The sequence below is a fragment of the Paracoccus sp. P2 genome (assembly GCF_046335115.1).
In the GTDB taxonomy this organism is placed as follows: domain Bacteria; phylum Pseudomonadota; class Alphaproteobacteria; order Rhodobacterales; family Rhodobacteraceae; genus Paracoccus; species Paracoccus pantotrophus.
Window position 1 is genome coordinate 101,909 of the sequence record NZ_JBGOSN010000009.1, and the last position, 23,751, is coordinate 125,659.

22 protein-coding genes and 1 tRNA gene are annotated in these 23,751 nt (G+C 67.4%); 16 read left to right on the forward strand and 7 right to left on the reverse strand.

Annotated features, from left to right (window positions below):
- Positions 1 to 68 precede the first annotated feature (68 nt).
- The 6 genes from ACDP63_RS08305 (at position 69) to ACDP63_RS08330 (ending at position 7,085) form a co-directional block, all read left to right on the forward strand.
- Positions 69 to 1,325: an aspartate kinase gene (locus tag ACDP63_RS08305; protein WP_024844986.1), complete on the forward strand. Its 1,257-nt coding sequence runs from the start codon at positions 69 to 71 to the stop codon at positions 1,323 to 1,325.
- A gap of 31 nt (positions 1,326 to 1,356) precedes the next feature.
- Positions 1,357 to 3,600: a phosphoenolpyruvate--protein phosphotransferase gene (ptsP, locus tag ACDP63_RS08310; protein ID WP_024844987.1), complete on the forward strand. Its 2,244-nt coding sequence runs from the start codon at positions 1,357 to 1,359 to the stop codon at positions 3,598 to 3,600.
- A 704-nt stretch (positions 3,601 to 4,304) separates the two neighbouring features.
- On the forward strand, positions 4,305 to 6,131 hold the full coding sequence (locus ACDP63_RS08315) for an ABC-F family ATP-binding cassette domain-containing protein (RefSeq protein ID WP_024844988.1): 1,827 nt from the start codon (positions 4,305 to 4,307) through the stop codon (positions 6,129 to 6,131).
- Positions 6,132 to 6,312: 181 nt separating this feature from the next.
- On the forward strand, positions 6,313 to 6,519 hold the full coding sequence (locus ACDP63_RS08320; protein ID WP_024844989.1) for a cold-shock protein: 207 nt from the start codon (positions 6,313 to 6,315) through the stop codon (positions 6,517 to 6,519).
- 65 nt (positions 6,520 to 6,584) lie between these two features.
- Complete coding sequence (locus ACDP63_RS08325; protein WP_024844990.1) at positions 6,585 to 6,788, forward strand: hypothetical protein; 204 nt, start codon at positions 6,585 to 6,587, stop codon at positions 6,786 to 6,788.
- Between the two features lie 147 nt (positions 6,789 to 6,935).
- A complete protein-coding gene (locus ACDP63_RS08330) occupies positions 6,936 to 7,085 on the forward strand; it encodes a hypothetical protein (RefSeq protein WP_155984367.1) in 150 nt (49 codons plus the stop codon).
- Between the two features lie 53 nt (positions 7,086 to 7,138).
- Here ACDP63_RS08330 and ACDP63_RS08335 read toward each other — a convergent pair whose 3' ends face one another.
- Together ACDP63_RS08335 and ACDP63_RS08340 are read right to left on the reverse strand one after the other, a co-directional pair.
- The gene (locus ACDP63_RS08335) at positions 7,139 to 7,714 is read right to left on the reverse strand and encodes a TIGR02281 family clan AA aspartic protease (RefSeq protein WP_024844991.1); all 576 of its coding nucleotides are present in this window, start codon (positions 7,712 to 7,714) and stop codon (positions 7,139 to 7,141) included.
- Complete coding sequence (locus tag ACDP63_RS08340; protein WP_024844992.1) at positions 7,714 to 8,325, reverse strand: MarC family protein; 612 nt, start codon at positions 8,323 to 8,325, stop codon at positions 7,714 to 7,716. Before ACDP63_RS08340 ends, ACDP63_RS08335 begins: the two co-directional genes overlap by 1 nt.
- A 165-nt stretch (positions 8,326 to 8,490) precedes the next feature.
- Between ACDP63_RS08340 and ACDP63_RS08345 the strand changes: the two genes are divergently transcribed.
- The 10 genes from ACDP63_RS08345 (at position 8,491) to ACDP63_RS08390 (ending at position 20,344) form a co-directional block, all read left to right on the forward strand.
- On the forward strand, positions 8,491 to 8,769 hold the full coding sequence (locus ACDP63_RS08345; RefSeq protein ID WP_024844993.1) for a twin-arginine translocase TatA/TatE family subunit: 279 nt from the start codon (positions 8,491 to 8,493) through the stop codon (positions 8,767 to 8,769).
- Positions 8,770 to 8,787: 18 nt separating this feature from the next.
- Entirely contained in the window at positions 8,788 to 9,303 is a 516-nt protein-coding gene (gene tatB / locus ACDP63_RS08350) for a Sec-independent protein translocase protein TatB (RefSeq protein WP_024844994.1), read from the forward strand.
- A complete protein-coding gene (tatC, locus tag ACDP63_RS08355; protein ID WP_024844995.1) occupies positions 9,304 to 10,146 on the forward strand; it encodes a twin-arginine translocase subunit TatC in 843 nt (280 codons plus the stop codon).
- Positions 10,139 to 10,981 (forward strand): ATP-binding protein, encoded by an 843-nt coding sequence (locus tag ACDP63_RS08360; protein ID WP_024844996.1) that lies wholly within the window; start codon positions 10,139 to 10,141, stop codon positions 10,979 to 10,981. Before tatC ends, ACDP63_RS08360 begins: the two co-directional genes overlap by 8 nt.
- 166 nt (positions 10,982 to 11,147) lie before the next feature.
- Positions 11,148 to 11,224: transfer RNA gene (locus ACDP63_RS08365), tRNA-Met, on the forward strand.
- Positions 11,225 to 11,491: 267 nt separating this feature from the next.
- Positions 11,492 to 13,321, forward strand: a complete 1,830-nt coding sequence (locus ACDP63_RS08370) for a sigma-54-dependent Fis family transcriptional regulator (protein WP_024844997.1) — start codon at positions 11,492 to 11,494, stop codon at positions 13,319 to 13,321.
- A 157-nt stretch (positions 13,322 to 13,478) separates the two neighbouring features.
- Entirely contained in the window at positions 13,479 to 15,626 is a 2,148-nt protein-coding gene (locus tag ACDP63_RS08375) for a hydantoinase/oxoprolinase family protein (RefSeq protein WP_028710106.1), read from the forward strand.
- Between the two features lie 20 nt (positions 15,627 to 15,646).
- Positions 15,647 to 17,962 carry a hydantoinase B/oxoprolinase family protein gene (locus ACDP63_RS08380; RefSeq protein ID WP_028710107.1) on the forward strand — a complete coding sequence of 772 codons (2,316 nt, stop codon included), beginning with the start codon at positions 15,647 to 15,649 and terminating at the stop codon, positions 17,960 to 17,962.
- Positions 17,963 to 18,029: 67 nt separating this feature from the next.
- Entirely contained in the window at positions 18,030 to 18,530 is a 501-nt protein-coding gene (locus ACDP63_RS08385; protein WP_024845000.1) for an acetone carboxylase subunit gamma, read from the forward strand.
- Positions 18,531 to 18,691: 161 nt separating this feature from the next.
- Positions 18,692 to 20,344 (forward strand): acyl-CoA dehydrogenase family protein, encoded by a 1,653-nt coding sequence (locus tag ACDP63_RS08390; RefSeq protein WP_024845001.1) that lies wholly within the window; start codon positions 18,692 to 18,694, stop codon positions 20,342 to 20,344.
- On the opposite strand, the gene ACDP63_RS08395 is transcribed toward ACDP63_RS08390, so the two are convergent.
- From ACDP63_RS08395 to ACDP63_RS08415, 5 genes are all read right to left on the reverse strand, one after another.
- A complete protein-coding gene (locus tag ACDP63_RS08395) occupies positions 20,329 to 21,258 on the reverse strand; it encodes a DNA/RNA non-specific endonuclease (RefSeq protein WP_024845002.1) in 930 nt (309 codons plus the stop codon). The two genes, ACDP63_RS08390 and ACDP63_RS08395, sit on opposite strands and share 16 nt — an antisense overlap.
- Positions 21,258 to 21,512: a hypothetical protein gene (locus ACDP63_RS08400; protein WP_143091259.1), complete on the reverse strand. Its 255-nt coding sequence runs from the start codon at positions 21,510 to 21,512 to the stop codon at positions 21,258 to 21,260. The genes ACDP63_RS08395 and ACDP63_RS08400 overlap by 1 nt, the downstream gene beginning before the upstream one ends.
- Before the next feature lie 18 nt (positions 21,513 to 21,530).
- Positions 21,531 to 23,078 (reverse strand): S8 family serine peptidase, encoded by a 1,548-nt coding sequence (locus ACDP63_RS08405; protein ID WP_231493200.1) that lies wholly within the window; start codon positions 23,076 to 23,078, stop codon positions 21,531 to 21,533.
- Positions 23,079 to 23,108: 30 nt separating this feature from the next.
- A complete protein-coding gene (locus ACDP63_RS08410; RefSeq protein WP_143091258.1) occupies positions 23,109 to 23,396 on the reverse strand; it encodes a hypothetical protein in 288 nt (95 codons plus the stop codon).
- A partial coding sequence (locus ACDP63_RS08415) for a hypothetical protein (RefSeq protein ID WP_409927897.1) occupies positions 23,393 to 23,751 on the reverse strand: 359 nt, incomplete at its 5' end. The genes ACDP63_RS08415 and ACDP63_RS08410, both read right to left, overlap by 4 nt.

Consider the following 23,751-nt stretch of genomic DNA (forward strand, 5'->3'; position numbering starts at 1 on the left):
CCCTTGTTCTTTTCCCGTCCCGACCCTAGAAGGCCCCCCTGAAAACTGGTGATGCTGGGGGCAAGGGAATGCCGCTTCTGGTGATGAAATTCGGCGGCACCTCGGTTGCCGACCTGGACCGCATCAAGAACGCCGCGCTGAAGGTTCAGCGCGAGGTCGAGCGCGGCTATGACGTGATCGTCATCGTCAGCGCCATGTCGGGCAAGACCAACGAACTGGTCGGCTGGGTCGAGGCGACCTCGCCGCTGTTCGATGCGCGCGAATACGACGCCGTGGTCGCCTCGGGCGAGAACGTCACCGCCGGGCTGATGGCGCTGACCCTGCAGGAACTGGGCGTGCCCGCGCGCAGCTGGCAGGGCTGGCAGGTGCCGATCAACACCACCTCGCAGCACTCCTCGGCGCGCTTCGTCTCCATCCCTCGCGACAATATCGACCAGAAATTCGCCGAGGGCATGCGGGTCGCCGTGGTCGCGGGTTTCCAGGGGCTCGGCTCGGACAACCGCATCACCACGCTGGGCCGCGGCGGCTCGGATACCACGGCGGTCGCCTTTGCCGCCGCCTTCGGGGCCGAGCGTTGCGACATCTATACCGATGTGGACGGGGTCTATACCACCGATCCGCGCATCACCTCGAAAGCGCGCAAGCTCAAGAAGATCGCCTTCGAGGAGATGCTGGAACTGGCCAGCCTGGGGGCCAAGGTTCTGCAAACCCGCTCGGTCGAGCTGGCGATGCGCTACAAGGTCCGCCTGCGGGTGCTGTCCTCGTTCGAGGAAACCGACGAGAACAGCGGCACCCTGGTCTGCGATGAGGATGAAATCATGGAATCGAAAGTCGTCAACGGCGTCGCCTATTCCCGCGAAGAGGCCAAGATCACCTTGGTCACGGTCGAGGACCGCCCCGGCATCTCGGCCGCGATCTTTGCGCCCCTGGCCGAGGCCGGCGTGAACGTGGACATGATTGTCCAGAACATCTCGGAAAAGGATTACGAGGATCACCCCGGTTCGGTGACCGACATGACTTTCTCCTGCCCGGTGAATCAGGTCGCCCGCGCCCGCAAGGCCATGGAGGATGCCAAGGCCGCCGGCCATATCGCCTATGACGACCTGGTCGTGGATACCGAGGTCGCCAAGGTCTCGGTCGTGGGCATCGGCATGCGCAGCCATGCCGGCGTCGCCGCGCGCATGTTCAAGGCGCTGGCCGATGAAAACATCAACATCAAGGTGATCTCCACCAGCGAGATCAAGATTTCGGTGCTTATCGACCGCAAGTATATGGAACTGGCGGTTCAGGCGCTGCATGATGCCTTCGAACTGGAAAAGCCCTGAATCCGGGCCGATAGGCTGAAGCGGGAGGATTATGCCCGAACGCAAGGACAGCGACTCGCGCAAGCTGCTGCGGCGGCTGCGCGAAACCTTGGCCGCCCCTGGGGGCGGCCAGGACCGTCTCGATCAGATCACCCATCACATCGCCGATTCGATGGGAACCGAGGTCTGTTCGATCTATCTTTTCCGCGATCCCGCCACGCTGGAGCTGTGCGCCACCGAGGGGCTGAAGCCCGAATCGGTGCATAAGACCCGGCTGCGCCTGGGCGAGGGGCTGGTCGGCCGCGTCGCCCGCTCGGGCCGGCACGTGAACACCGCCAATGCCCCGGCCGAGCCCGGTTTCCGCTACATGCCCGAGACCGGCGAAGAGGTCTATTCCAGCTTCCTGGGCGTGCCGATCCAGCGCGTCGGCGAAAAGCTGGGCGTGCTGGTGGTGCAGTCCCGCGATGCCCGCCAGTTCAACGAGGACGAGGTCTATGGGCTGGAGGTGGTCGCCATGGTCCTGGCCGAGATGGCCGAGCTGGGCGCCTTCCTGGGCTCGCAGGCGGACAGCCTGCCGCTCCAGCACCGCTTTCCGGTCATGTTCCGCGGCTCGACCGCGCAGGAGGGCGCGGCCGAGGGCCGGGTCTGGCTGCACGAGCCCCGCGTGGTGGTCACCAATCCGGTCGCCGACGATCCGCTGAAGGAAAAGGCCCGGCTGACCGAGGCCGTGGCCATGCTGCGCACCACGGTCGATTCCATGCTGGCCGCCACCGACATGGGTTCGGGCGATTCGGCCGAGGTCATGGAGACCTATCGCATGTTCGCCCATTCCCGCAGCTGGCTGCGCCGGATGGAAGAGGCGATCGACCTGGGCCTTTCGGCCGAGGCCGCGGTCGAGAAAGAACAAAGCCAGGCCCGCGCCCGGCTGGAAAGCGCCGCCGATCCCTATCTGCGCGACCGGCTGCACGATCTGGACGACCTGTCGAACCGGCTCTTGCGCATCCTGACCGGGCAGGGGCGCGACACCGGCGCCGAGATGCCCGACGACCCGATCCTGGTCGCACGCAATATCGGCCCGGCCGAGTTGCTGGATTATGGCCGGCGCCTCAGGGGCGTGGTGCTGGAGGAGGGCTCGGTCGGCAGCCATGCCGCCATCGTCGCCCGCGCGCTGGCCATCCCGCTGGTGATCCATGCCGAGCGCGTCACCTCCGAGGCGCTGAACGGCGACCTGATCCTGGTGGATGGCGACATGGGCACCGTGCATCTGCGCCCCGAGGAATCGGTCGCCAAGGCCTTTCGCGACAAGATGGCGATGCAGGCCGAGGCGCAAAAGCGTTATGCCGGGTTGCGCGACCTGCCCGCCACCGCGAAATGCGGCACGACGATCCAGCTTTACATGAATGCCGGGCTGATGGCCGACCTGCCCAGCCTGGAAAGCTCGGGCGCCGAGGGGGTGGGGCTGTTCCGCACCGAGTTGCAGTTCCTGACCCGCACCCGCGTGCCGCGCCGGGGCGAGCTGGCGGCGCTTTACGCGCATGTGCTGGACAATGCCCATGGCAAACCGGTGATGTTCCGCACGCTGGACATCGGCTCGGACAAGGTGCTGCCCTACATGAAGCCGCAGGACGAGCCGAACCCGGCCATGGGCTGGCGGGCGATCCGGGTGGGGCTGGACAAGCGCGGCGTCTTGCGGATGCAGTTGCAGGCGCTGATCCGCGCCGCGGTGGGGCGGCCGCTCTATGTCATGTTCCCCTTCATCACCGAGATGCACGAGTTCGAAGAGGCGCATAAGCTGCTGATGGAGCAACTGGCGCGCGAACAGCGGCTGGGCCATGCCATGCCCTCGGACATTCGCGTCGGCGCCATGCTCGAGACGCCCTCGCTGGCCTTCGCGCCGAAGAAGTTCTTCGAGATGTGCGATTTCATCTCGGTGGGCGGCAATGACCTGAAGCAGTTCTTCTTTGCCGCCGACCGCGAGAACGAGCGCGTGCGGCGGCGCTATGACACGCTGAACACCTCCTTCATCTCGCTGCTCGACCAGATCGTGCGGCGCTGCGACGAGGCGCGGGTGCCGGTGTCGTTCTGCGGCGAGGATGCCGGCCGTCCGATCGAGGCGGTAACGCTGGCGGCGCTGGGGTTCCGGCGGCTGTCGATGCGCCCGGCCTCGATCGGGCCGGTGAAGCACCTGATCCGGCGCGTGGACCTGAGCGAACTGAAGCGGCTGATCGACGACGCGCGCACTCTGGGCGAGACGAATCTGCGCCGCTGCATCACCGACTGGCTGGCGCGGCAGTAGCGGCCCGGCGTGCCGTGCCCTTTGCGCGCCGTATCGCGCGCCGCAGGGCCGGGCCTGCCGTCGATCATGATGTCCCGCGTCGGCGCGCAGGCCGGCCGCCGGGCAGTTGCGCGCTTGCAGGCGTCTGTGGCCGCCGCGGTCAATGGGCGCCGTTCCGCACCTGTTTTGACCGCAGGCACCAGCCGGCTTTGTGCCGGCTTCGGCGGCCGAAGCGCGGGACGCCGGGCTGCCGCCACGCACCTTGCCTGCGCAGGCCAGGCGTCGAAAGGTAGCGGTCAGACCGGACGGTTACGATCATGGGTTATGAAATCCATGAGGTCGCGGCTGCGGCGATGTTTGACTTTATGCGACAGGTAGAGTTGCAGAGCACTCATCCTGCCCGTCCCCGAGGCTACTTTAAGCGGAGCTGCGAATCTTGGTCTCGCATGGCCGTAGAGGAAGGGATACCCAGTTCAGCCGACGGCCTTGGTCAGCGCACACCATAAACAAAAAGGTTTACGGTGTGCGTGAAACCGCGCACATATTTTCATCTAACGTATTGATTTTTCGGCGCCAGAATTTCTGACATTTCGGAAAAATGGCAGGTTTCGAGCCCAAAAGCTCAAACCTTTTGCCACCCGTCATCGCGCCGGGGGCAGCGCCCCCATCCCGCCCGCATGCGTCCCCGGTTGACCGGCAGGCTGGCGCGGCATATCTGCCCCCTCATGGCACGCGCTCCGCTTCTGCAACTCACCGATATTTCCCTGACCTTCGGCGGCAATCCCGTCTTTGAGGGGCTGAACCTGACCGTTCAGCAGGGCGACCGGCTGGCGCTGGTCGGCCGCAACGGCTCGGGCAAGTCCACGCTGATGAAGGTCATGGCAGGCCTGGTCGAGCCCGATGCCGGCCAGGTCGTCACCCCTGCCGGAACGACCGTGGGCTACATGGAGCAGGATCCCGACCTGTCGGGCTTTGCCACCCTGGGCGATTTCGCCCGCGCCGGCCTGGGCGAGGCCGAGGGCTACCGCGTCGAGATGGCGGCCGAGGGGCTGAAATTCGACCCCGACCGCCCCACAGCCACCGCCTCGGGCGGCGAGCGGCGGCGGGCGGCGCTGGCGCGGCTGCTGGCCGAGGCGCCGGAACTGATGCTGCTCGACGAGCCGACCAACCATCTCGACATCGAGGCGATCGGCTGGCTCGAGGAGCAGCTTTCCGCGACCAGGGCGGCTTTCGTGCTGATCTCGCACGACCGTGCCTTCCTGCGGGCGCTGACCCGGGCGACGCTGTGGATCGACCGCGGCGAGGTCCGCCGCCAGGACAAGGGCTTCGAACATTTCGAGGATTGGCGCGAAACCGTCTGGACCGCCGAGGACGAGGCGCGCCACAAGCTCGACCGCAAGATCAAGGCCGAAGCCCGCTGGGCGGTCGAGGGCATATCCGCCCGGCGCAAGCGCAACCAGGGCCGCGTCCGTGCGCTGGCCGCGCTGCGCGAGGAGCGCGCCGGCCAGATCCGCCGCCAGGGCACGGCGGCGATGGAACTGGACGCGGGGCCGCAATCGGGCAAGCGGGTGATCGACGCCAAGGGCATTTCCAAGTCCTTCGGCGATCGGGTGATCCTGAAGCCCTTCGACCTGCGGGTGCTGCGCGGCGACCGGGTGGCCTTTGTCGGCCCGAACGGCGCCGGCAAGACCACGCTGATCAAGATGCTGACCGGCGAGATCGCCCCCGATACCGGCACGGTCAGGCACGGCACCAACCTGGAAATCGCGGTCTTCGACCAGGCGCGCTCGGCCATCGACGAGACGGTGACACTGTGGGACGCGCTGGCGGGCGATCCCTCCATGCGGGTCTCGGGGCGCTCGGACCAGGTGATGGTGCGCGGCAACCCGCGCCATGTCGTGGCCTATCTCAAGGATTTCCTGTTCGACGAGGCGCAGGCGCGGGCGCCGGTCGGCAGCCTGTCGGGCGGGGAAAAGGCGCGGCTTTTGCTGGCGCGGATCATGGCCCGGCCCTCGAACCTCTTGGTGCTGGACGAGCCGACCAACGATCTGGACGTCGAGACGCTGGACCTCTTGCAGGACATCCTGGGCGATTACGACGGCACGGTGCTGCTGGTCAGCCACGACCGCGACTTCATCGACCGCGTGGCCACGACCACCGTGGCGATGGAGGGCGACGGTCGGGCCACGATCTATCCCGGCGGCTGGTCCGACTACCGCGCGCAACGCCAACAGGCGGCCCCCGTGCCCGAGCCGACCCGGCCGGCCCCCGCCAGGCCCGCGCCGGCCGCGCCCGCGCCCCAGCCCAAGGCCACGGCACCGCGCACGGGGCTCAATTTCTCGGAACGCAAGCGGCTGGAGGCGCTGCCGGCCGTCATCGAGCGGCTGGAGGCCGAGATCGGCAAGCTGACCGAGTTCCTGGCCCAGCCCGACCTGTTCCAGACCGCCCCGGTCAAGTTCGCCAAGGCCAGCGAGGGCCTGGCCGAGCGCCAGCAGGCGCTGGCCGCCGCCGAAGAGGAATGGCTGCAACTGGCCGAGCGCGACCAGGGCTGAGGCGGCCCTGTCATCCGCCCGGCGCAGACAGCCCTTGCATTCCTGCCCATTGCACCCCATGTTCAGCGGGCTAGGTTATTTCTTCTGCATCCTGTCTCCTTTCCGGCTTCAGACTATGCTTCGATCTGACTGAGCCGGGCCGTCGCATGTCGCGGACGGTATAACTGAAGGAGACATCACGATGGCCACTGGCACCGTGAAATGGTTCAACGCCACCAAAGGCTTCGGCTTCATCGCTCCCGCGGAAGGCGGCAAGGATGTGTTCGTGCATATCTCGGCCCTCGAGCGGGCGAATATCCGTCAACTCGATGACGGCCAGGCCGTGACTTTCGAAATCGAGACCGGCCGCGACGGCCGCCAATCGGCGCGCGACCTGGCCCTGGCCTGATCCTGCACGATGGCAAGACAGATGGTCCGACCGATCCTGGTCGGACCAACATCCCGGAGGCTCGCATGGCACCCAAGGACAGACTGAAGGGGCTTTTCCGCGAGCCGACGCCGCTGACAGCGATGGATCGGACGACCTCGGAAGCCAAGCTGATCATCAGCGAGCAGACCGAACGCCGCCAGGAACTGACCGCAAGCCTGCGCGCGGCGAGGCTGGCCAAGGAAGCGTCCGAGGGCGGCACCCCCGCCAAGAAACGCAAGAAAAAATAGGCGCCTGGCGCCCAGGGCGTTGCGCAGTTCCATCTGCCCGCCCGACGATACTCCCCCTATAGCGGCTGGTTCTGTCGGACCTCTCTCGGCGCAGCCGGGCGGGGGCGGCGGAGACTGCCCAATAATTTCAAGAAAACGAGGCAAGAAATGGCAGGAACACCGAACAGGCGCGCCAATCGCCGGAAGACCGCGCAAAGACAGCAGGACCGCCGCCGGTTGGCGATCATGTTCCTGAACAAGCAAACCGAGGCCGCAGCCGTTGCCGCGCGCGACTGCAAGGAGGCCTCCGCCTCCTGAACGAGGCGCGGCTGGCCGCTCTTCCCCGGACATCCGGGCGGAAAGGCAGCCGGTCAGCGTTCGAGGATCAGCCGGTTGCCCTCGATGCTGACGCGGGCAAAGCGCGACAGGTAGGACATGCCCATCAGCGATTGCTCGAGTTCGGCGCGCAGCACCACCGCGGGGACGCGGCTGTCGTGGATCTCGCCGATCGCGACTGAATCAAGCAGCACGGCCGCGGTCTGGACGATGCCGTTCGCGGTGCGGGCCTGGCCGGCATAGGCCAGCGTCTCGGGGTCGATGCCGACGCGCGCGGCGTCCCGTGGTCCCAGGGCGATGCTGGTGGCGCCGGTGTCGATGACGAAGCGCACCGGGGTGCCGTTCACCTGCGCGGTCAGGTGGTAATGGCCGTCATTGCCGACCGGCACCTCGATCCGGCCGCCTTCGAGCATCCGGGCCTGGGGCGAGATCGTGCCGCGGATGTCGTCCCAAAGCCCGGCCAGCGCCACCACGCCCAGGAAGATCAGCCCCCAGGCCGCCGCCTGTCGCAGGGCCTGGCCCGGCCGGGCGCGCAGCTCGACCAGCAGGAAGCCGCCGACGGCGATCAGCAGCAGCACCAGATAGGCAAGGCGGCCGAATTCTTCGCCCATCAGACCAGCCCCGATCCCTTGAGCCCGTCGATCACGAACTGGATCGACAGCGCCGCCAGCAGCATGCCGAAAAGCCGCGTGACCACCATGGTCCCGGTGCGGCCCAGCACATGCGCGATGGGCCCGGCCATGGCGAAAAGCGCGGCGGCGATGCCCAGCACCGCCAGCATGACCAGATGGATCATCAGCGTATGGGCGGGGCCGGGGTTCTGCCCGACCAGCAGGATCATCGAGGCCAGCGCCCCAGGACCGGCCAGCAGCGGCGTGGCCAGCGGAAAGACCGAGGGGTCGTCGTCATCGTCCCTGGCCTGGCCCTCGCGCCGCTCGGTGCGGCGTTCGAAAAGCATGTCGAGCGCGGTCAGGAACAACAGCAGCCCGCCGGCGATGCGGAAGGCGGACAGCGAGATGCCGATACCGGCCAGGATCGCCTCGCCCGCCAGGCCGAAAAGCGTCATCAGCGCCGCCGCGATGCCGAGCGCGCGCCAGCCGATTCGCCGCCGCCGCTGCGGTGTCATGCCGCGGGTCAGGGCGATGAACAGCGGCGCAAGCCCCACCGGGTCGATCACGACGAACAGCGTGACGAAGGCGCTGATGATCTGAGTTATCTCCATATCGTTACCTTATTCCCCGGATTGCATGCGATGGAAAGCATGGCGGATTTTCCGCCGCGCTGCCATGGTTGGAAGGAGAGGGCGCGTTTGGGCTTTGCATTGCAATGGTCGAGGACTACATATGACCCGTCAACGCCGGCACGGCCGGCAAGGAGTGGAAACGACATGCTGAACAACATCGGCCTTCCGGGGCTTTTGCTCATCGCGGTGGTGGTGCTGGTGCTTTTCGGGCGCGGCAAGGTTTCGTCCCTGATGGGCGAGGTGGGCAAGGGCATCACCGCATTCAAGAAGGGCGTCAAGGACGGTGCCGAGGAATATGACCGCGCCGCCGAGGACGCCAAGAAGCCCATCGGCCAGAGCCCGGCCGAGGACGCAGCCCGTGCCCAGGCCCAGACCAACGAGGCCATGCGCGACGTCACGCCGCACGGCACCGACCGTTCGTAACCGTCGCGGGACATCGCAATGCTGGATATCGGCTGGAGCGAACTGCTGCTGATCGGCATCGTCGCGCTGATCGTGATCGGGCCGAAGGATCTGCCGCATCTGTTTCATTCGCTGGGACGGATCACGGCCCGCGCCCGCTCCATGGCGCGCGAGTTTTCCAGCGCGATGGAGGATGCCGCCAAGAGCACCGGCCTGGACGAGGCCGGCAACGCCTTGCGCGACGTCAAGTCTCTGACCTCGAAGAAGGCGCTGGGTCTGGATGCCCTGGAGCGCGCCGCCGACCGGTTCGAGAAATGGGAGCCCAAGGCCCCCTCGGCCAGCACGCGGGCCGTGCCGGATCCGGGCGCGGCCGGGCTTGCGGCTGGCCCCGCGGCTGGAGACGGCCCGAGCCTGGCCAGCGCCCCTTCCGACAACCCTGCCGCGGCCGGGTCGGGGCAGGGGGCCGCGCCGGCGGCGCCGGTCACGGCCGCCGACCCTGAACCCGGCCAGCGCCGCCTGCATGCGGTGCGCCGCTCCGATACGAAAGATCGCTGAGTGTCCGCGAAATCCGACAAGAACCCCGATAGCATCGACGACAGCTCGGCGCCGCTGATCGAACACCTGGCCGAGTTGCGGACCCGGCTGATCTGGTCGGTCCTGGCCTTCGTCGTGGCGATGGTGCTGTGCTATACGGTCTGGAACCCGATCTACAACTTCCTGACGCGGCCGATCTGCCATGCGCTTGAGACGCGCGGGCAGGAATGCGGGCTGATCCTGCTGAAGCTTCAGGAAGGCTTCTTCGTCGCCATCCAGATCTCTTTCCTGGGCGGCTTCGTGCTGGCCTTCCCGGTTATCGCCTACCAGCTTTGGCGCTTTGTCGCGCCGGGCCTCTATCGCAGCGAAAAGGCGGCCTTCCTGCCGTTCCTGGTCGCGTCGCCGGTGATGTTCATGATCGGCGCGGCCTTCGCTTATTACATCATCCTGCCCATGGCCTATGATTTCTTCCTGGGCTTCCAGCAGGGGCCGCTGGCCCTGCCCGACGACCCGGCGGCGGCCGAGCAGAACCCGCATCTGGCCGGGATCGTCTTCCAGGGCTCGGTCAGCGAATACCTGGCGCTGACCACCAAGTTCATCCTGGCCTTCGGCCTGTCCTTCCAGCTGCCGGTGGCGCTGACGCTGATGGGCAAGGCCGGGCTGGTGTCCTCCGAGGGGCTGGGCAGCGTGCGCCGCTATGCCATCGTGGTGATCCTGGTGCTGGCCGCCATCGTCACCCCGCCCGATGTCATCAGTCAGGTCGTGCTGTTCACGGTGATCTATGGGCTTTACGAGGTCTCGATCTTCTTGGTGCGGCGGATGGAAAAGAAGCGCGAACTGGAAGAACGGGAAGCCGATGCCTGACGAAGCCTTGCTGCGCATCGCCGCGGCGCTGGAACGCATGTCGCCGCCGCCCGCGCCCGAGCCGAGTTTCACCGAGGCGACCGCCTATGTCTGGCAGCCCGATCCCGACCGGCTGGAGCCGGTGGCCGAGGTCAACCGCGTCGATCTGGTGCAGCTGATCGGCATCGACCGGGCGCGCGACACGCTGCTGGCGAATACGCTGCAATTCGCCCGCGGCCATGCGGCGAACAACGCGCTGCTCTGGGGTTCGCGCGGCATGGGCAAAAGCTCGCTGGTCAAGGCCGTGCATGCCGAGGCCGTGCGCCAGGGCCTGCCGCTGGTGCTGGTCGAGATCGCGCGCGAGGATCTGGGCTCGGTCGGGCGGCTCTTGGCGATCCTGGGCCGGGCGCGCGAGCGCCGCTTCGTGCTGTTTTCCGACGACCTGTCCTTTAGCCATGACGATACGCAATACAAGTCGCTCAAGGCGGTGCTGGACGGCGGCATCTCGGGGCGGCCGGCCAATGTGATCCTTTATGCCACCTCGAACCGGCGCCACCTGATGCCGCGCGACATGATCGACAACGAGCGGTCGACCGCCATCCATCCCGGCGAGGCGGTCGAGGAGAAGGTCTCGCTCTCGGATCGGTTCGGGCTGTGGCTGGGCTTCCACCCCTGTTCGCAGGACGAATACCTGGCCATGGTGCGCGGCTATTGCGACGCCTATGGCTTGCAGATCCCCGAGGATCGGCTGCGCGCCGAGGCGATCGAGTGGCAGGCGACGCGCGGCTCGCGCTCGGGCCGGGTGGCCTGGCAGTTCTTTACCGACCTGGCGGGGCGCAGCGGGATTTCCGTCTGATGCTTTCCATCGAGGGCGGCGGCGCTGGCGCCGTCGCTTTTTGGGTATTTGGGGAACGAAGAAGCCGGGCGTCGGGCCGGGCTGGCGAGCGGGCCAAAAACTTTGAAAAACCTGCTTTCGGCCCCTTGACGCCCCCAGCCGCTCACCGTAAATCGCACGCACCCGTGGCGGAGTAGCTCAGCTGGTTAGAGCAGAGGAATCATAATCCTTGTGTCGGGGGTTCAAATCCCTCCTCCGCTACCATTTCACCCTTGCAGATGAACCGCTCCGCGGCTGCCGGCGCCGCCGGTTTGGCCCATGCGCCGATGCCTGTCCGCAGCGGTCGGTTCGTTGCCGTCGCCCTGGTGCGTGGCGGGAGAGGGGCGCGTCGCGACCGCTGGCGGCCTTTTTTGCGATGATCGACGGGCGGTTGCGGCAGGAAAGCCGCAGGCCGGGCCGGCCGGCTTTTCCTTGACAGCAGCGGGCGCGCGCACCTTACTATCCGTCAGCCTTAACGCGGGGCGCAGAGACATGCCGGAAAGCATCCAGAAGGAGGACTGGGAGCGATTCCGCGCGCTGGGGAGCGTGCCCCCCAGCATACGGGAGGTCGTGCTCAGATCCTGGGTCAGGTCCAGGGGGCGGAAAGAGATCGAGACCCTCAAGCGCGCGCCCAGCGTCGCCCAGGACGAGTTGCGCGTGATCCGCCACCGCAACCAGCGCCTGCGCTCGGCCGCGCAGACGGCGATCCGCCGCGCCGGCTACATGCTGAACGATGCCGGGATGATGCTGCTGCTTTGCGACCGCAGCGGCGTGGTGATGGAGGCCGAGGGCGATGCCCGCATCCTGTCGCGCGGCCAGGAAAACCACCTGCATCCCGGCGGCCATTGGGACGAGGACGCCATTGGCACCAATGCGATCGGCACCGCGCTGCACCTGGCCAAGCCGGTCACCATCTCGGGCGTCGAGCATTTCTGCGAGGCGATCCAGCGCTGGTCCTGCGCCGCCGCGCCGATCCGCGACCCGTTCAACGGCGCGCTTCTGGGCGCCATCGACATCTCGGGGCCCTCGGGGCAGCCCTTTGGCCAGGTCGCGGCCTTTTCCGTGACCCTGGCCATGCAGATCGAGGAGGCGATGCGCAATGCCGGGCTGCAGGAGCATCGCCGCCTGGTCGAGCGGCTGCTGGCCGAGCGCCGCGAGCGCGCCGGCGATGCGATCATGGTGCTGGACCGTTTCGGCCAGCCGGTCTGGTCCAGCGCCGGTTTCGACGCGGCGGCGGGCCGGGCCTGGGACGGCGAGGGCAGGGCGCTGCACCTGCCGGCCGAAGCGCGCGACGGCGATCCGGGCCATCTGGCCGCCCGGCTGCGGCAGGTTCTGCCCCATGCCGACGTGGACGTGCTGGCGGATCGCGGCGACATGCTGGGCGTCATGCTGACCCTGCCGCGGCCCGGCTTGCGCAGCCGATGCCCGGCTGATCCGGCCGTCGGCCTGGCGCAGATCGCCCAGAGCGGCGCCTGCCTGGGCCCGATCTGCGCCGCCGCGGTGAAATATGTCGAGGGTGGCGTGCCCCTGCTGATCGAGGGACCGGTGGGAGCGGGAAAGGAGACCCTGGCCCGCGCGCTGCACGGTGCCGGTCCGCAGGCCGGCCAGCCCTTCGAATTCGTCGATTGCAGCCTCTTGGACGCCGATGCGCTGCGCGACGACCTGGTCGACGCGGGTGCGCTGACACGGCTGGCCGAAAGCGGCGGGACGCTGTGCCTGGACGAGCCGGGCCAGGCGCCGCCGCCGGTGCAGGCGCTGCTGGCGCAGGTGCTGGCCCATCTGCGCCGCGCGGCCGGGGCGCCGCTGCAGTTTCTGTCGCTGTCCTCGGTCGGCCTGGCCGAGCGGATGGCCCAGGGCGAGCTGCGCAGCGACCTGTATTTCCGCCTGGCCGCCGCCACGCTGCGCCTGCCCGCGCTGGCCGAGCGGCGCGACGACCTGCCCGGCCTGATTCGCCGCTTTGCCGCGGCCTATCCGCAGCAGCGCCATGGCCGGGCGCTGCGCTTTACTCCGGCGGCGATGCTGCATCTTCAGGCGCATGACTGGCCGGGCAACCTGCGCGAGTTGCGCAATCTCATGGAATCGCTGGGCGCGACCTCGCTGAGCGGGCTGATCGACGTGGCGGACCTGCCGCGGCACCTGACCCGGCCCGCCGGGCCGCGGGCCGAAAGCACCCTGCGCGACCGCGAGCGGGCCGAGATCGCCGCCGCCCTGGCCGAGGCGGGCGGCAACATGACCGAGGTCGCCCGGCGGCTGGGGATCGCGCGCTCGACGCTGTATCTGAAGCTGGACCAATACGGCATCCCGCGCCCCCGCCGCGACTGACTGACGCCCGCGACTGGCGCCCCGGCATCTGTCCGCCCGCTGTCCGCCTATTGTCCGATGCATCGTCCGAAAACCGGACAACACGGGGCCGCCCCCCGGTTCCATCCTGTCATCACGCCACGGGAGGGTGGCGCAATGGGAGGAGAAAACCGTGCCATTGGACAAATCCAACAATCGCAAGGTGCAGGTGCTGGGCATCGATGCCGGCGGCACCATGACCGATACGTTCTTTGTCGACAGCGAGGGCGATTTCGTCGTCGGCAAGGCGCAATCGACGCCGCAGAACGAGGCGCTCGGCCTGATCGCCAGTTCCAGGGAGGGGCTGGAACATTGGGGCCTGACGCTGGAGGAGGCGCTGTCCGAAATCCAGACCGGCGTCTATTCCGGCACCGCCATGCTGAACCGCGTGGTGCAGCGCAAGGGGCTGCGCTGCGGGCTGATCGTCAATGCGGGGATGGAGGATTTCCACCGCATGGGCCGCGCCATCCAGGCCTATCTGGGCTTCGCCTACGAGGACCGCATCCACCTGAACACGCATTACTACGACGAGCCGCTGGTGCCGCGCCACCTGACGCGCGGCGTGATGGAGCGGGTGGACATGTCCGGCACCGTGGTGATCCCGTTGCGCGAGGACACCGCCCGCCAGGCCGCCCGCGACCTGATCGCCCAGGATGTCGAGGGCATCGTGATCTCGCTTCTGCACAGCTATCGCAATCCCGGCCATGAACGCCGGGTGCGCGACATCGTGCTGGAGGAGATCCAGAAATCCGGCAAGGCGATCCCGGTCTTCGCCTCGACCGACTATTACCCGGTGCGCAAGGAAACCCACCGCACCAACACCACGATTCTGGAAGCCTATGCCGCCGAGCCCTCGCGCCAGACGCTGAACAAGATCACCAGCGCCTTCAAGGAGAACGGCTCGAAATTCGACTTCCGGGTCATGGCGACGCATGGCGGCACCATCAGCTGGAAGGCCAAGGAACTGGCGCGCACCATCGTCTCGGGCCCCATCGGCGGGGTGATCGGGGCGAAATACCTGGGCGAGGTGCTGGGCTATTCCAACATCGCCTGTTCGGATATCGGCGGCACCTCCTTCGACGTGGCGCTGATCACCCAGAACGAGCTGACGATCCGCAACGACCCGGACATGGCGCGGCTGGTCCTGTCGCTGCCCTTGGTCGCCATGGATTCGGTCGGCGCAGGGGCGGGCAGCTTCATCCGGCTGGACCCCTATACCAAGGCGATCAAGCTGGGGCCGGACAGCGCCGGCTATCGCGTCGGCGTCTGCTGGGCCGAGTCGGGGATCGAGACCGTGACCATTTCCGACTGCCATGTCATCCTGGGCTATCTGAACCCCGACAACTTCCTGGGCGGGCAGGTCAAGCTGGACCGCGAACGCGCCTGGAACGCCATGAAGGAGCAGATCGCCGACCCGCTGGGCCTGACGGTCGAGGATGCGGCGGCGGGCGTGATCGAGCTTCTGGACAGCGACCTGCGCGACTACCTGCGCTCGATGATCTCGGGCAAGGGCTCGACGCCGGGCAACTTCGTCTGCTTCAGCTATGGCGGCGCCGGTCCGGTCCATACCTACGGCTATACCGAGGGGCTGGGCTTCGAGGACGTGATCGTGCCGGCCTGGGCCGCGGGCTTTTCCGCCTTCGGCTGCGCGGCGGCGGATTTCGAATACCGCTATGACAAGTCGCTGGACATCAACATCGCCAGCGACGCAAGCGCCGATCTGAAGGCCAACCAGGCCAAGACCCTGCAAGCCGCCTGGGAGGAGCTGCGCGAGCGGGTGCTGGAGGAGTTCGAGATCAACGGCTACAGCCCCGACCGGGTCAAGCTGCAACCGGGCTTCCGCATGCAGTATCGCGGCCAGCTGAACGACCTCGAGATCGAAAGCCCGATCATGCAGGCGCATTCCGCCGAGGACTGGGACAAGCTGGTCGATGCCTTCAACGACACCTATGGCCGGGTCTATGCCGCCTCGGCGCGTTCGCCCGAACTGGGCTATTCGGTGACCGGCGCGATCATGCGCGGCACGGTGCCGATCCCGAAGCCGAAGATCCCGAAAGAGCCCGAGGCCGGCCCGACCCCGCCCGAGGAGGCCAAGCTCGGCATGCGCAAGTTCTACCGGCACAAGCAATGGGTCGATGCCCAGCTTTACCGGATGGAGGCGCTGCAGCCCGGCAACCGCATCACCGGCCCCGCCGTGATCGAATCCGACGCGACGACCTTCGTGGTGCCGGGCGGGTTCGAGACCTGGCTGGACGGTCACCGCCTGTTCCACCTGAAAGAAGTCTGATTTCCCGGGGAGGAAACATCATGAACATGCAATCCAAAGTCGAGACGCGCGGCATCGTCCGCGGCGGCGAGACGCTGAAGCAGCATCGCGACCGGCTGATGGAGGCCACCAAGCGGACGAAACATTACGCCGGCCTCGACCGGCTGGAACTGCGCGACAGCGACCCGATCAAATACAACAAGCTGTTTTCCCGTCTGCGCGCCGGCGTCGTGGATGCCCGCGAAACCGCCAAGAAGATCGCCGCCTCGCCCATCGTCGAGCAGGAGGGCGAGCTGTGCTTCACCCTCTACAACGCGGCGGGCGATTCGATCCTGACCTCGACCGGCATCATCATCCATGTCGGCACCATGGGCGCGGCGATCAAATACATGATCGAGAACGGCTGGGAGCATAACCCCGGCATCCGCGACAAGGACATCTTCTGCAACAACGACAGCCTGATCGGCAATGTCCATCCCTGCGACATCCACACCATCGTGCCGATCTTTCACGAGGGCGAGCTGATCGGTTGGGTCGGCGGCGTGACCCATGTGATCGACACCGGCTCGGTCGGCCCCGGCTCGATGTCCACGGGCCAGGTGCAGCGTTTCGGCGACGGCTATTCCATCACCTGCCGCAAGATCGGCGAGAACGACGAGCTGAAGCGCGACTGGCTGCATGAAAGCCAGCGCATGGTGCGCACCACCCGCTACTGGATGCTGGACGAGCGCACCCGCGTCGCCGGCTGCCACATGATCCGCGACCTGGTGCAGGAGGTGATCGCCGACGAGGGCATCGAGGCCTATTGGAAATTCGCCTATGAATCGGTCGAACACGGCCGTATCGGCCTACAGGCCCGCATCAAGGCGATGACCATCCCCGGCAAGTATCGCCAGGTCGGATTCGTGGACGTGCCCTATGCGCATGACGACGTGCGGGTGCCCTCCGACTTCGCCAAGGTCGACACGATCATGCATACCCCGTCGGAAATCACCATCCGCGGCGACGGCACCTGGCGGCTGGATTTCGAGGGATCAAGCCGCTGGGGCTGGCACACCTACAACGCCCATCAGGTCAGCTTCACCAGCGGCATCTGGGTGATGATGACGCAATCGCTGATCCCGACCGAGATGATCAACGACGGCGCCGCCTACGGGACCGAGTTCCGCCTGCCCAAGGGCACCTGGATGAACCCGGACGACCGGCGCGTCGCCTTCAGCTATTCCTGGCACTTCCTGGTCAGCTCCTGGACGGCGCTGTGGCGGGGTCTCAGCCGCGCCTATTTCGGCCGCGGCTACCTGGAAGAGGTGAACGCCGGCAACGCCAATACCTCGAACTGGCTGCAGGGCGGCGGCTTCAACCAGTATGACGAGATCCATGCCGTGAACTCGTTCGAATGCGCCGCGAACGGCGTGGGCGCCAGCGCGCATATGGACGGCATCAGCCATGCCGCCGCGGTCTGGAACCCCGAAGGCGACATGGGCGACATGGAGATCTGGGAACTGGCCGAGCCGCTGGTCTATCTGGGCCGGCAGATCAAGGCCAGCTCCGGCGGCGCCGGCAAGTATCGCGGCGGCTGCGGCTTCGAAAGCCTGCGCATGGTCTGGAACGCCAAGGACTGGACGATGTTCTTCATGGGCAACGGTCATATCAGCTCGGACTGGGGGCTGATGGGCGGCTATCCGGCGGCCTCGGGCTATCGCTTCGAGGCGCATGACACCCGGCTTCAGGAGATCATCGCCGCGGGCGGCGCCATCCCGCATGGCGGCGACACCGACCCCGAGAACCCGAGCTGGGAGGCGATGCTGCCCGATGCGCGGATCAAGCGCGACAAGCAGGCCATCACCACCGAGGCGATGTTCAAGGATTACGACCTCTATCTGAACTACATGCGCGGCGGGCCGGGCTTCGGCGATCCCCTGGACCGCGAGCCGCAGAAGGTGGCCGACGACGTGAACGGCGGCTATCTGCTGCCCCGCTTTGCCGACAGCGTCTATGGCGTGGTGCTGAAGGGTGCCGGCGACGGCATGAAGGGCGTGGACGCCGCCGCGACCGAGGCCCGGCGCCGCGCCATCCGCAAGCAGCGGCTGGAGGAATCGGTGCCGACGCAGGAATGGATGGCGGGCGAGCGCCAGCGCATCCTGGCCAAGGAGGCCGGCGTGCATGTCCAGCAGATGTATGCCGCCTCCTTCAAGCTGGGCCCGCGCTTCGAGCAGCAGTTCCGCAGCTTCTGGAACCTGCCGGCGGACTGGAAGCTGATGGAGGCCGACCTGCCGATCCCGTCCTACGGGCGCGAATACTCGATGGACATCTCGGAACTGCCGGACGTCCGGACCGTGCAATTCGTCGAGGAATGACGCCCGGGGCTGCGCCCGTCCCCCTCGGGCGCAGCCGTTCTTTCAGGCCCATCCAATGGAGGAAAAGATGGCCTATACCAAAGCCAAGATCAAAGACCTGGTGGACGGCAAGATCGACCGCGACACGCTGCACACCATGCTGTCCACGCCCAAGGACCGCGAACGCTTCCAGATCTACCTGGAGATCCTGCAGGAACAGGTGGACTGGGACGACCCGATCATCCTGCCGCTGGGGCCCAAGCTTTACATCGTGCAGCGCCAGTCGGACCGGAAATGGATGATCCGCAGCCAGGCCGGCCATGATTTCTGCGAATGGGACCAGAACTGGAAGCTGCACGCCCGCATCCGTGTGCGCGAGACCGCCGAAAGGATGGAGGAGCTTTATCCCCGCCTGATGGCGCCCTCGCCGGAATGGCAGGTGATCCGCGAATATTTCTGCCCGCTTTCCGGCGATCTGCTGGATGTCGAGGCGCCGACGCCCTGGTATCCGGTGATCCACGACTTCGAGCCGGATATCGAGACCTTCTACAAGGACTGGCTCGACCTGCCCGTCCCCGAACGCGCCTGACCGCCGGCCCGAACCATGCCTGATGCCGCGGCTGCCCCGATGCGGGCGGCCGCGGTTTTCCATGCGCTTCGCGCGGGCCGCCCGTTTCCCCGTCGGGACTCGCGGCGCGGTGGCCTTCCGGGTTAGGATCGCCCGGCAGGCGGCAGCAGGAGGGCCTGGCCATGCATATCGATCCGACGGCGGATCTGGGCACGCATGAGGTGCTGAACCAGCCGGCCGCGCCCGGCGACCGCGACCTGTGGCGCGACGATCCGGCCCTGCGCGCCATGCTGGAGGCCGGCGGCGGGCAGGCCGAGGGGCCGGCCCGTTACGGCGCGCTTTTGGGCCGGGCCGAGATGGCGGGGGCGGCGCGCGATGCCAACCGCCACCCGCCCGAGCTTGTGCTGTTCGACAGCGGCGGCAGGCGGCTGGACGAGCTGCGCTTTCACCCCGCCTGGCACCGTTTCATGCGCGATTCCATCGCCGCCGGCTATCATTCGGTCGCCTGGGAGGGCCGGCCGGCCGGTCACCTGACCCATGCCGCCATGGTCTATCTGGCCAGCCAGGTCGAGCCGGGGCATTGCTGCCCGCTGACCATGACCTATGCCGCCATCCCGGTCGTTTCGGGCGCCGGCGATCTGCCGGGCGACTGGCGGGCGGCGCTGCTCTCGCGGCGCTACGACCCGGCGGTGCTGCCGCTTTCCGCCAAGCAGGGCGCGACGCTGGGCATGGCGATGACGGAAAAGCAGGGCGGCTCGGACCTGCGCGCCAATACCACGCGGGCCGAGCCGGACGGGGGCGCCTGGCGGCTGACCGGGCATAAATGGTTCTGCTCGGCGCCGATGTCGGACGGGTTCCTGACCCTGGCGCAGACCGGGCGCGGGCTGACCTGCTTTCTGGCGCCGCGCTGGCTGGAGGGCGGGCGCAACGCCATCCGCATCCAGCGGCTCAAGGACAAGCTCGGCAACCGCTCGAACGGCTCGGCCGAGATCGAATACCAGCGCGCCCTGGCCTGGCGGATCGGCGAGGAGGGCGCCGGCATCCGCACCATCCTTGCCATGGTGCATCACACCCGGCTCGACACCGCCATGGCGCCGGCCGGGCTGATGCGGGCGGCGCTGCGCGAGGCGCATCACTGGAGCGCGCAGCGCAGCGCCTTCCAGCGCCGGCTGATCGACCAGCCGCTGATGCGCTCGGTGCTGGCCGATCTGGTGCTGGACTGGCTGGGCTGCCTGGCGCTTGGCCTGCATGTCGCCGCCAGCTTCGACGGCCAGGCGGCCGAGGATCGCGCCTTCGCCCGCATCGGCGTGGCGCTGGCGAAATACCTGTCGAACAAGCTGTGCCCCATGGTCGTGGCCGAGGCGATGGAGGTGCTGGGCGGCATGGGCTATGTCGAGGACACGCCCCTGCCGCTGCTGTATCGCGAGGCACCGCTGAACGGCATCTGGGAGGGATCGGGCAACGTCATCTGCCTTGACGTGCTGCGCACGCTGGCGCGCGAGCCGCTGGCGGCCGAGGTGCTGGCGGCGCGGCTGGATGGCGCGCGGGGGTTGGACCCGGCCTTTGACGCGGCGCTGGCCGCGCATCGCGAGTGCTGGGGCGGCGGCGTGCCCGAGGCCGAGGCGCGCTGGTTCACCGAGCGCAGCGCCCTGCTGCTGGCCGGTGCCGTGCTGCTGCTCCAGGGCGATGCCGACCTGGCCGGGGCTTTCGTGCGCACCCGCCTGGGCGCCGAGCGCGGCCGCACCCCCGGCGCCATCCCCGCCGTCCTGGCCGAGCGCATCCTGGCCCAGGGCTTTCCGGTCGGGGCGGAAGCGGCGGATCAGCGCGACAGGTAGAAATCGGTGGCGCGGGCGACAGCGACTTCCATCTCGGGCGAAGCACCGGCCATCACGTCCAGCGCGGCATAGGCGGCAAGCTCCAGCCCGCTTTCCTGCGCGATGGCGCGGATCGGCACCTGGCTGTCGCGGAAATCGCCGAAGACGAAGCGCCCGCCCGCCGGCCGGGGCAGGTAGTCCATCTGCGAACGGCGATAGCCGATGGTCGTAAGCTCGCCGGTTTCGTCATGGACGAAGGCCAGGATCTTCCAGAAGGCGGTGGGGATCTGGCGGTTGTAATAGACCGGATCCCCGGCCGAGAGCATGGGGCCGGTGATCACCGTCACCTTCAGGTTGGCGCGGTCGGCATTGTCCAGCACGTAATCCTCGAGTGCCAGCCAGATGCCGCCGTTGAAGCCCTGGCGCTGCGGGGCGGCATTGGTGATGTGGAAGGTGTCGGCATCGGCCTGCCGCGCGATCTCGGGCGCACCCCAGTTCGGATCCTCGCGCCGGGTCAGGTGGCCGCGGCTGAACAGGCCCTGGTGGTCTTGGCCATAGCCTTCGCGCAGGTTCTGCACCTGCGGGTCGATGCGCGGATCGCGCCGCCAGACGTCGCTGCGCGGCAGGCCGCGCCGGGACCGGCTGCCGTCGATGTTGCAGGCGCTGTAAAGCGGCAGGCCGCGCGAACGCGACATGCGGACCGAAAAATGGGTATAGCGGATCTCGGTCCCGTCCCCGCCGGGATCGCGCGCCTCGGGAACCAGGTCCACCAGATCGTCCGCCCAGCGGCCCGGTCCGGGCAGGGGCAGGGGCTGGTCGGGCAGGATGAAGCGGGGGTCATAGCCCTGCCGGTCGCCATAGCTTTCCAGCGGCAGCGGCGTCTCGGCCACCCGCAGCGGGTCCGGCCCGGCGGGCGGGCCGAAGCCGCGCCGCATCAGCGCAGCTGTGCCTTGTGCGGGGGATTGAGCCGGAAGATCCTTTCCTGCGCCAATCGCCAATGCGCAAGATCGCCCAGGCATTTGCGCACGTCCTGCACGCTGCCCTTGACCCGGATCGTGCCCGGCACGACCTCCTCGGCGGGAAACGGCTTCAGCTGGTCCAGCACCTCGGCGGTTTCCTCGCGGCTGGGGTCGCGGTCATCGGAATAGACGAGCATGCAGCTCGGGGTCTTCTTGCGTTCGGCCTTCATGGTCATACCTCTGCGCCGTCATTTCTGGTCGATCAGGCCGGCACCTTCGTAGCGGGGGCCGAAACCGATCGGAACAGCATGGCTGTTCGCCAGCTTGATAATATCGTCAGAGCGCTGCTGGTTGCGCTCTGCCGAAAGGATTTCGGGGGTGCGGGACAGCAATCGCGCCATCAGCCCGGCCACGGCGGGACAGGCCATCGAGGTGCCGTCCATCACCCCTTTCGAGGTCTTGTCGACCCAAGATATAATACCGACCCCCGGTCCGATAAAGTCCACTTCCGGTCCGATATTGCTGAATCGGGCGAAAAAGCGGTCCTGGACGGGGGCCGGGTCGGCTGCGACATTTCGTCCGGTGATCGCGCCCTTTGGCCAGGCGTCCAGCACGCCCCCGGCCGAGACCGCCGCCACCACGCCCGAGCGCGCCGGATACGAGACGGGCGACATGTAGTCGTTGCCCGCCGCCGCGACGCAGACCACGCCCAGGGCGCGGGCGCGGCGAACCTCGCGCGAGATCGCGATGGGCTCCGAGGATTGGCCCAGGCTCAGGTTGACGATGTCGCAGCCGTCCTCGACCGCCTGGCGGATGGCGCGGGCGATGGCAAATTCGCTGGCCCCGCCCGCGCCCTTTTCGAAGACGCGATAGGAATGCAGCACCACGTCGGGCGCGACCCGCGCCACGATGCCGGCGACATGGGTGCCGTGGCCGGTGCCGTTGTCGAACCATTCGTCGGCGGGCTCGGTCCCGGTGGTGTTCAGCCCGCGCTCAAGGTTCAGCCCTCTGGCGGGATCGACGCCGGTGTCCACGATGGCGACGCGGACGCCGCGCCCGTCGGCCTTTTTCGCCGGCGCCAGCATCCGCTCCAGCCCGTCCGGGAAATCCGCCGCGATGGGCACCAGCGGCAGTTCCAACTCCGTCACGCCCTCTGCCTTGACGGGGATGTCCTCGGTACCGCCGGGCCAGTATCCGGCCAGCGGCTGGCAGATCACCGCGTCGATCCGGGTCTGGCCGGCGGGCAGGGGCGTGCGGAACCGCCCGTCCTTGTCCGTCACTGCATCCGAGATGCCGAAGCTACGCCGCCTGTCCAGCACCACCACCACCGAGGCCCCGGCGACCGGCTTGCCGCTGGCCGCATCGACGCAGCGCAGCTCAAGCGCCTTGGCCGAGCGGAAGGCGGCGGGCTTGGCCTCCTTGCGGATGATGTTGAGCCGGCCGTAGCGCAGCGGGTAAAGCCGCAATTCGCGCCGCACGCGCAGGCCGGGATAGGCGCGCTGCAATTCGCGCGCCTGTTCGGGGGTCATGCTGACCAGCGAGGCCTCGTTCTCGCCGATGGAATCGAGCAGCCGGATGCGGCCGACCTCGGTCTCCAGCATCCGCAGGCGTGGCCTTGTCGCCGGCGCCGAGCCTTCGCAGGCGCCCTGCACCATGCTGTCCGCGGGCCTTGCCCCGGAGGCGCGGAACAGCCGCCGGTGCATGGCGCGAAACAGCTGGAAGCTGGTGGTCTCCATGCTGTCGTTGAAGACGTTGTCGTCGGGAACGATCACATAGCGGGCTGTCTTTCGGGACATGCGCATCGGCTCCTTGCTGCAAGCACAAGGCTACACCTTTGACGCGATTTCGCCAGATGCGGTTTTGCGGCCCGGCTGGCAGATGCGCTGTTCTGCGAAGCGTGAAATGACCTTTCCCAACCTGACTGCTCTGGCAGGGCATTGAAAATTATGAGAGATCTTTTCCGGCTCCTGCCGGGTGTTCAGGTCTTTGCCCTTGACCTGCACATTCGGCAGCAGGCCACGCATGCTGCAGCAAGACCGTTTCCAGGCCGGCTGCGCGCGCAATGAGGGACAGGCAAGGGATAGATTCCCTTGCCTGTCGGAACGGTGGATCATGCCGCCGCGAGCTTCCTGAACAACGGTGAGGCTTCCGTCATCAGCAGCTTGTAGTCGGAAAGCATTCTCTCATAGAGCGCCCGATGCGATGTGTCCGGGCTATATTCCAGGTCATATTCAGCCAATCGCGTTGCCGTCTCTTCGACGGATCTCCATATTCCGGCACCGACACCCGCCAGAATGGCTGCGCCGAGACAGGCAGCGGCTTCGGTGGTTTTCATGGTGTGAACCGGCAGGCCGGAGGCATTTGCCTGGCTCTGTTGCACAAATCCTGTGAGGGATTCATCTTGTGAATCCAGTATGGTAGCTGGAGGGCATGAGCAGACCCACACCCCCCGCATACAAGACCAGGAAC

Excerpts from the sequence above, each read along its gene's own strand:
- ACDP63_RS08305 (WP_024844986.1), top strand. The coding sequence starts at position 69 with ATGCCGCTTCTGGTGATGAAATTCGGCGGCACCTCGGTTGCCGACCTG.
- ptsP (WP_024844987.1), top strand. The coding sequence starts at position 1,357 with ATGCCCGAACGCAAGGACAGCGACTCGCGCAAGCTGCTGCGGCGGCTG.
- ACDP63_RS08315 (WP_024844988.1), top strand. The coding sequence starts at position 4,305 with ATGGCACGCGCTCCGCTTCTGCAACTCACCGATATTTCCCTGACCTTC.
- ACDP63_RS08320 (WP_024844989.1), top strand. The coding sequence starts at position 6,313 with ATGGCCACTGGCACCGTGAAATGGTTCAACGCCACCAAAGGCTTCGGC.
- ACDP63_RS08325 (WP_024844990.1), top strand. The coding sequence starts at position 6,585 with ATGGCACCCAAGGACAGACTGAAGGGGCTTTTCCGCGAGCCGACGCCG.
- ACDP63_RS08330 (WP_155984367.1), top strand. The coding sequence starts at position 6,936 with ATGGCAGGAACACCGAACAGGCGCGCCAATCGCCGGAAGACCGCGCAA.
- ACDP63_RS08335 (WP_024844991.1), bottom strand. The coding sequence starts at position 7,714 with ATGGGCGAAGAATTCGGCCGCCTTGCCTATCTGGTGCTGCTGCTGATC.
- ACDP63_RS08340 (WP_024844992.1), bottom strand. The coding sequence starts at position 8,325 with ATGGAGATAACTCAGATCATCAGCGCCTTCGTCACGCTGTTCGTCGTG.
- ACDP63_RS08345 (WP_024844993.1), top strand. The coding sequence starts at position 8,491 with ATGCTGAACAACATCGGCCTTCCGGGGCTTTTGCTCATCGCGGTGGTG.
- tatB (WP_024844994.1), top strand. The coding sequence starts at position 8,788 with ATGCTGGATATCGGCTGGAGCGAACTGCTGCTGATCGGCATCGTCGCG.
- ACDP63_RS08360 (WP_024844996.1), top strand. The coding sequence starts at position 10,139 with ATGCCTGACGAAGCCTTGCTGCGCATCGCCGCGGCGCTGGAACGCATG.
- ACDP63_RS08370 (WP_024844997.1), top strand. The coding sequence starts at position 11,492 with ATGCCGGAAAGCATCCAGAAGGAGGACTGGGAGCGATTCCGCGCGCTG.
- ACDP63_RS08380 (WP_028710107.1), top strand. The coding sequence starts at position 15,647 with ATGAACATGCAATCCAAAGTCGAGACGCGCGGCATCGTCCGCGGCGGC.
- ACDP63_RS08385 (WP_024845000.1), top strand. The coding sequence starts at position 18,030 with ATGGCCTATACCAAAGCCAAGATCAAAGACCTGGTGGACGGCAAGATC.
- ACDP63_RS08390 (WP_024845001.1), top strand. The coding sequence starts at position 18,692 with ATGCATATCGATCCGACGGCGGATCTGGGCACGCATGAGGTGCTGAAC.
- ACDP63_RS08395 (WP_024845002.1), bottom strand. The coding sequence starts at position 21,258 with ATGCGGCGCGGCTTCGGCCCGCCCGCCGGGCCGGACCCGCTGCGGGTG.
- ACDP63_RS08400 (WP_143091259.1), bottom strand. The coding sequence starts at position 21,512 with ATGAAGGCCGAACGCAAGAAGACCCCGAGCTGCATGCTCGTCTATTCC.
- ACDP63_RS08405 (WP_231493200.1), bottom strand. The coding sequence starts at position 23,078 with ATGTCCCGAAAGACAGCCCGCTATGTGATCGTTCCCGACGACAACGTC.
- ACDP63_RS08410 (WP_143091258.1), bottom strand. The coding sequence starts at position 23,396 with ATGATCCACCGTTCCGACAGGCAAGGGAATCTATCCCTTGCCTGTCCC.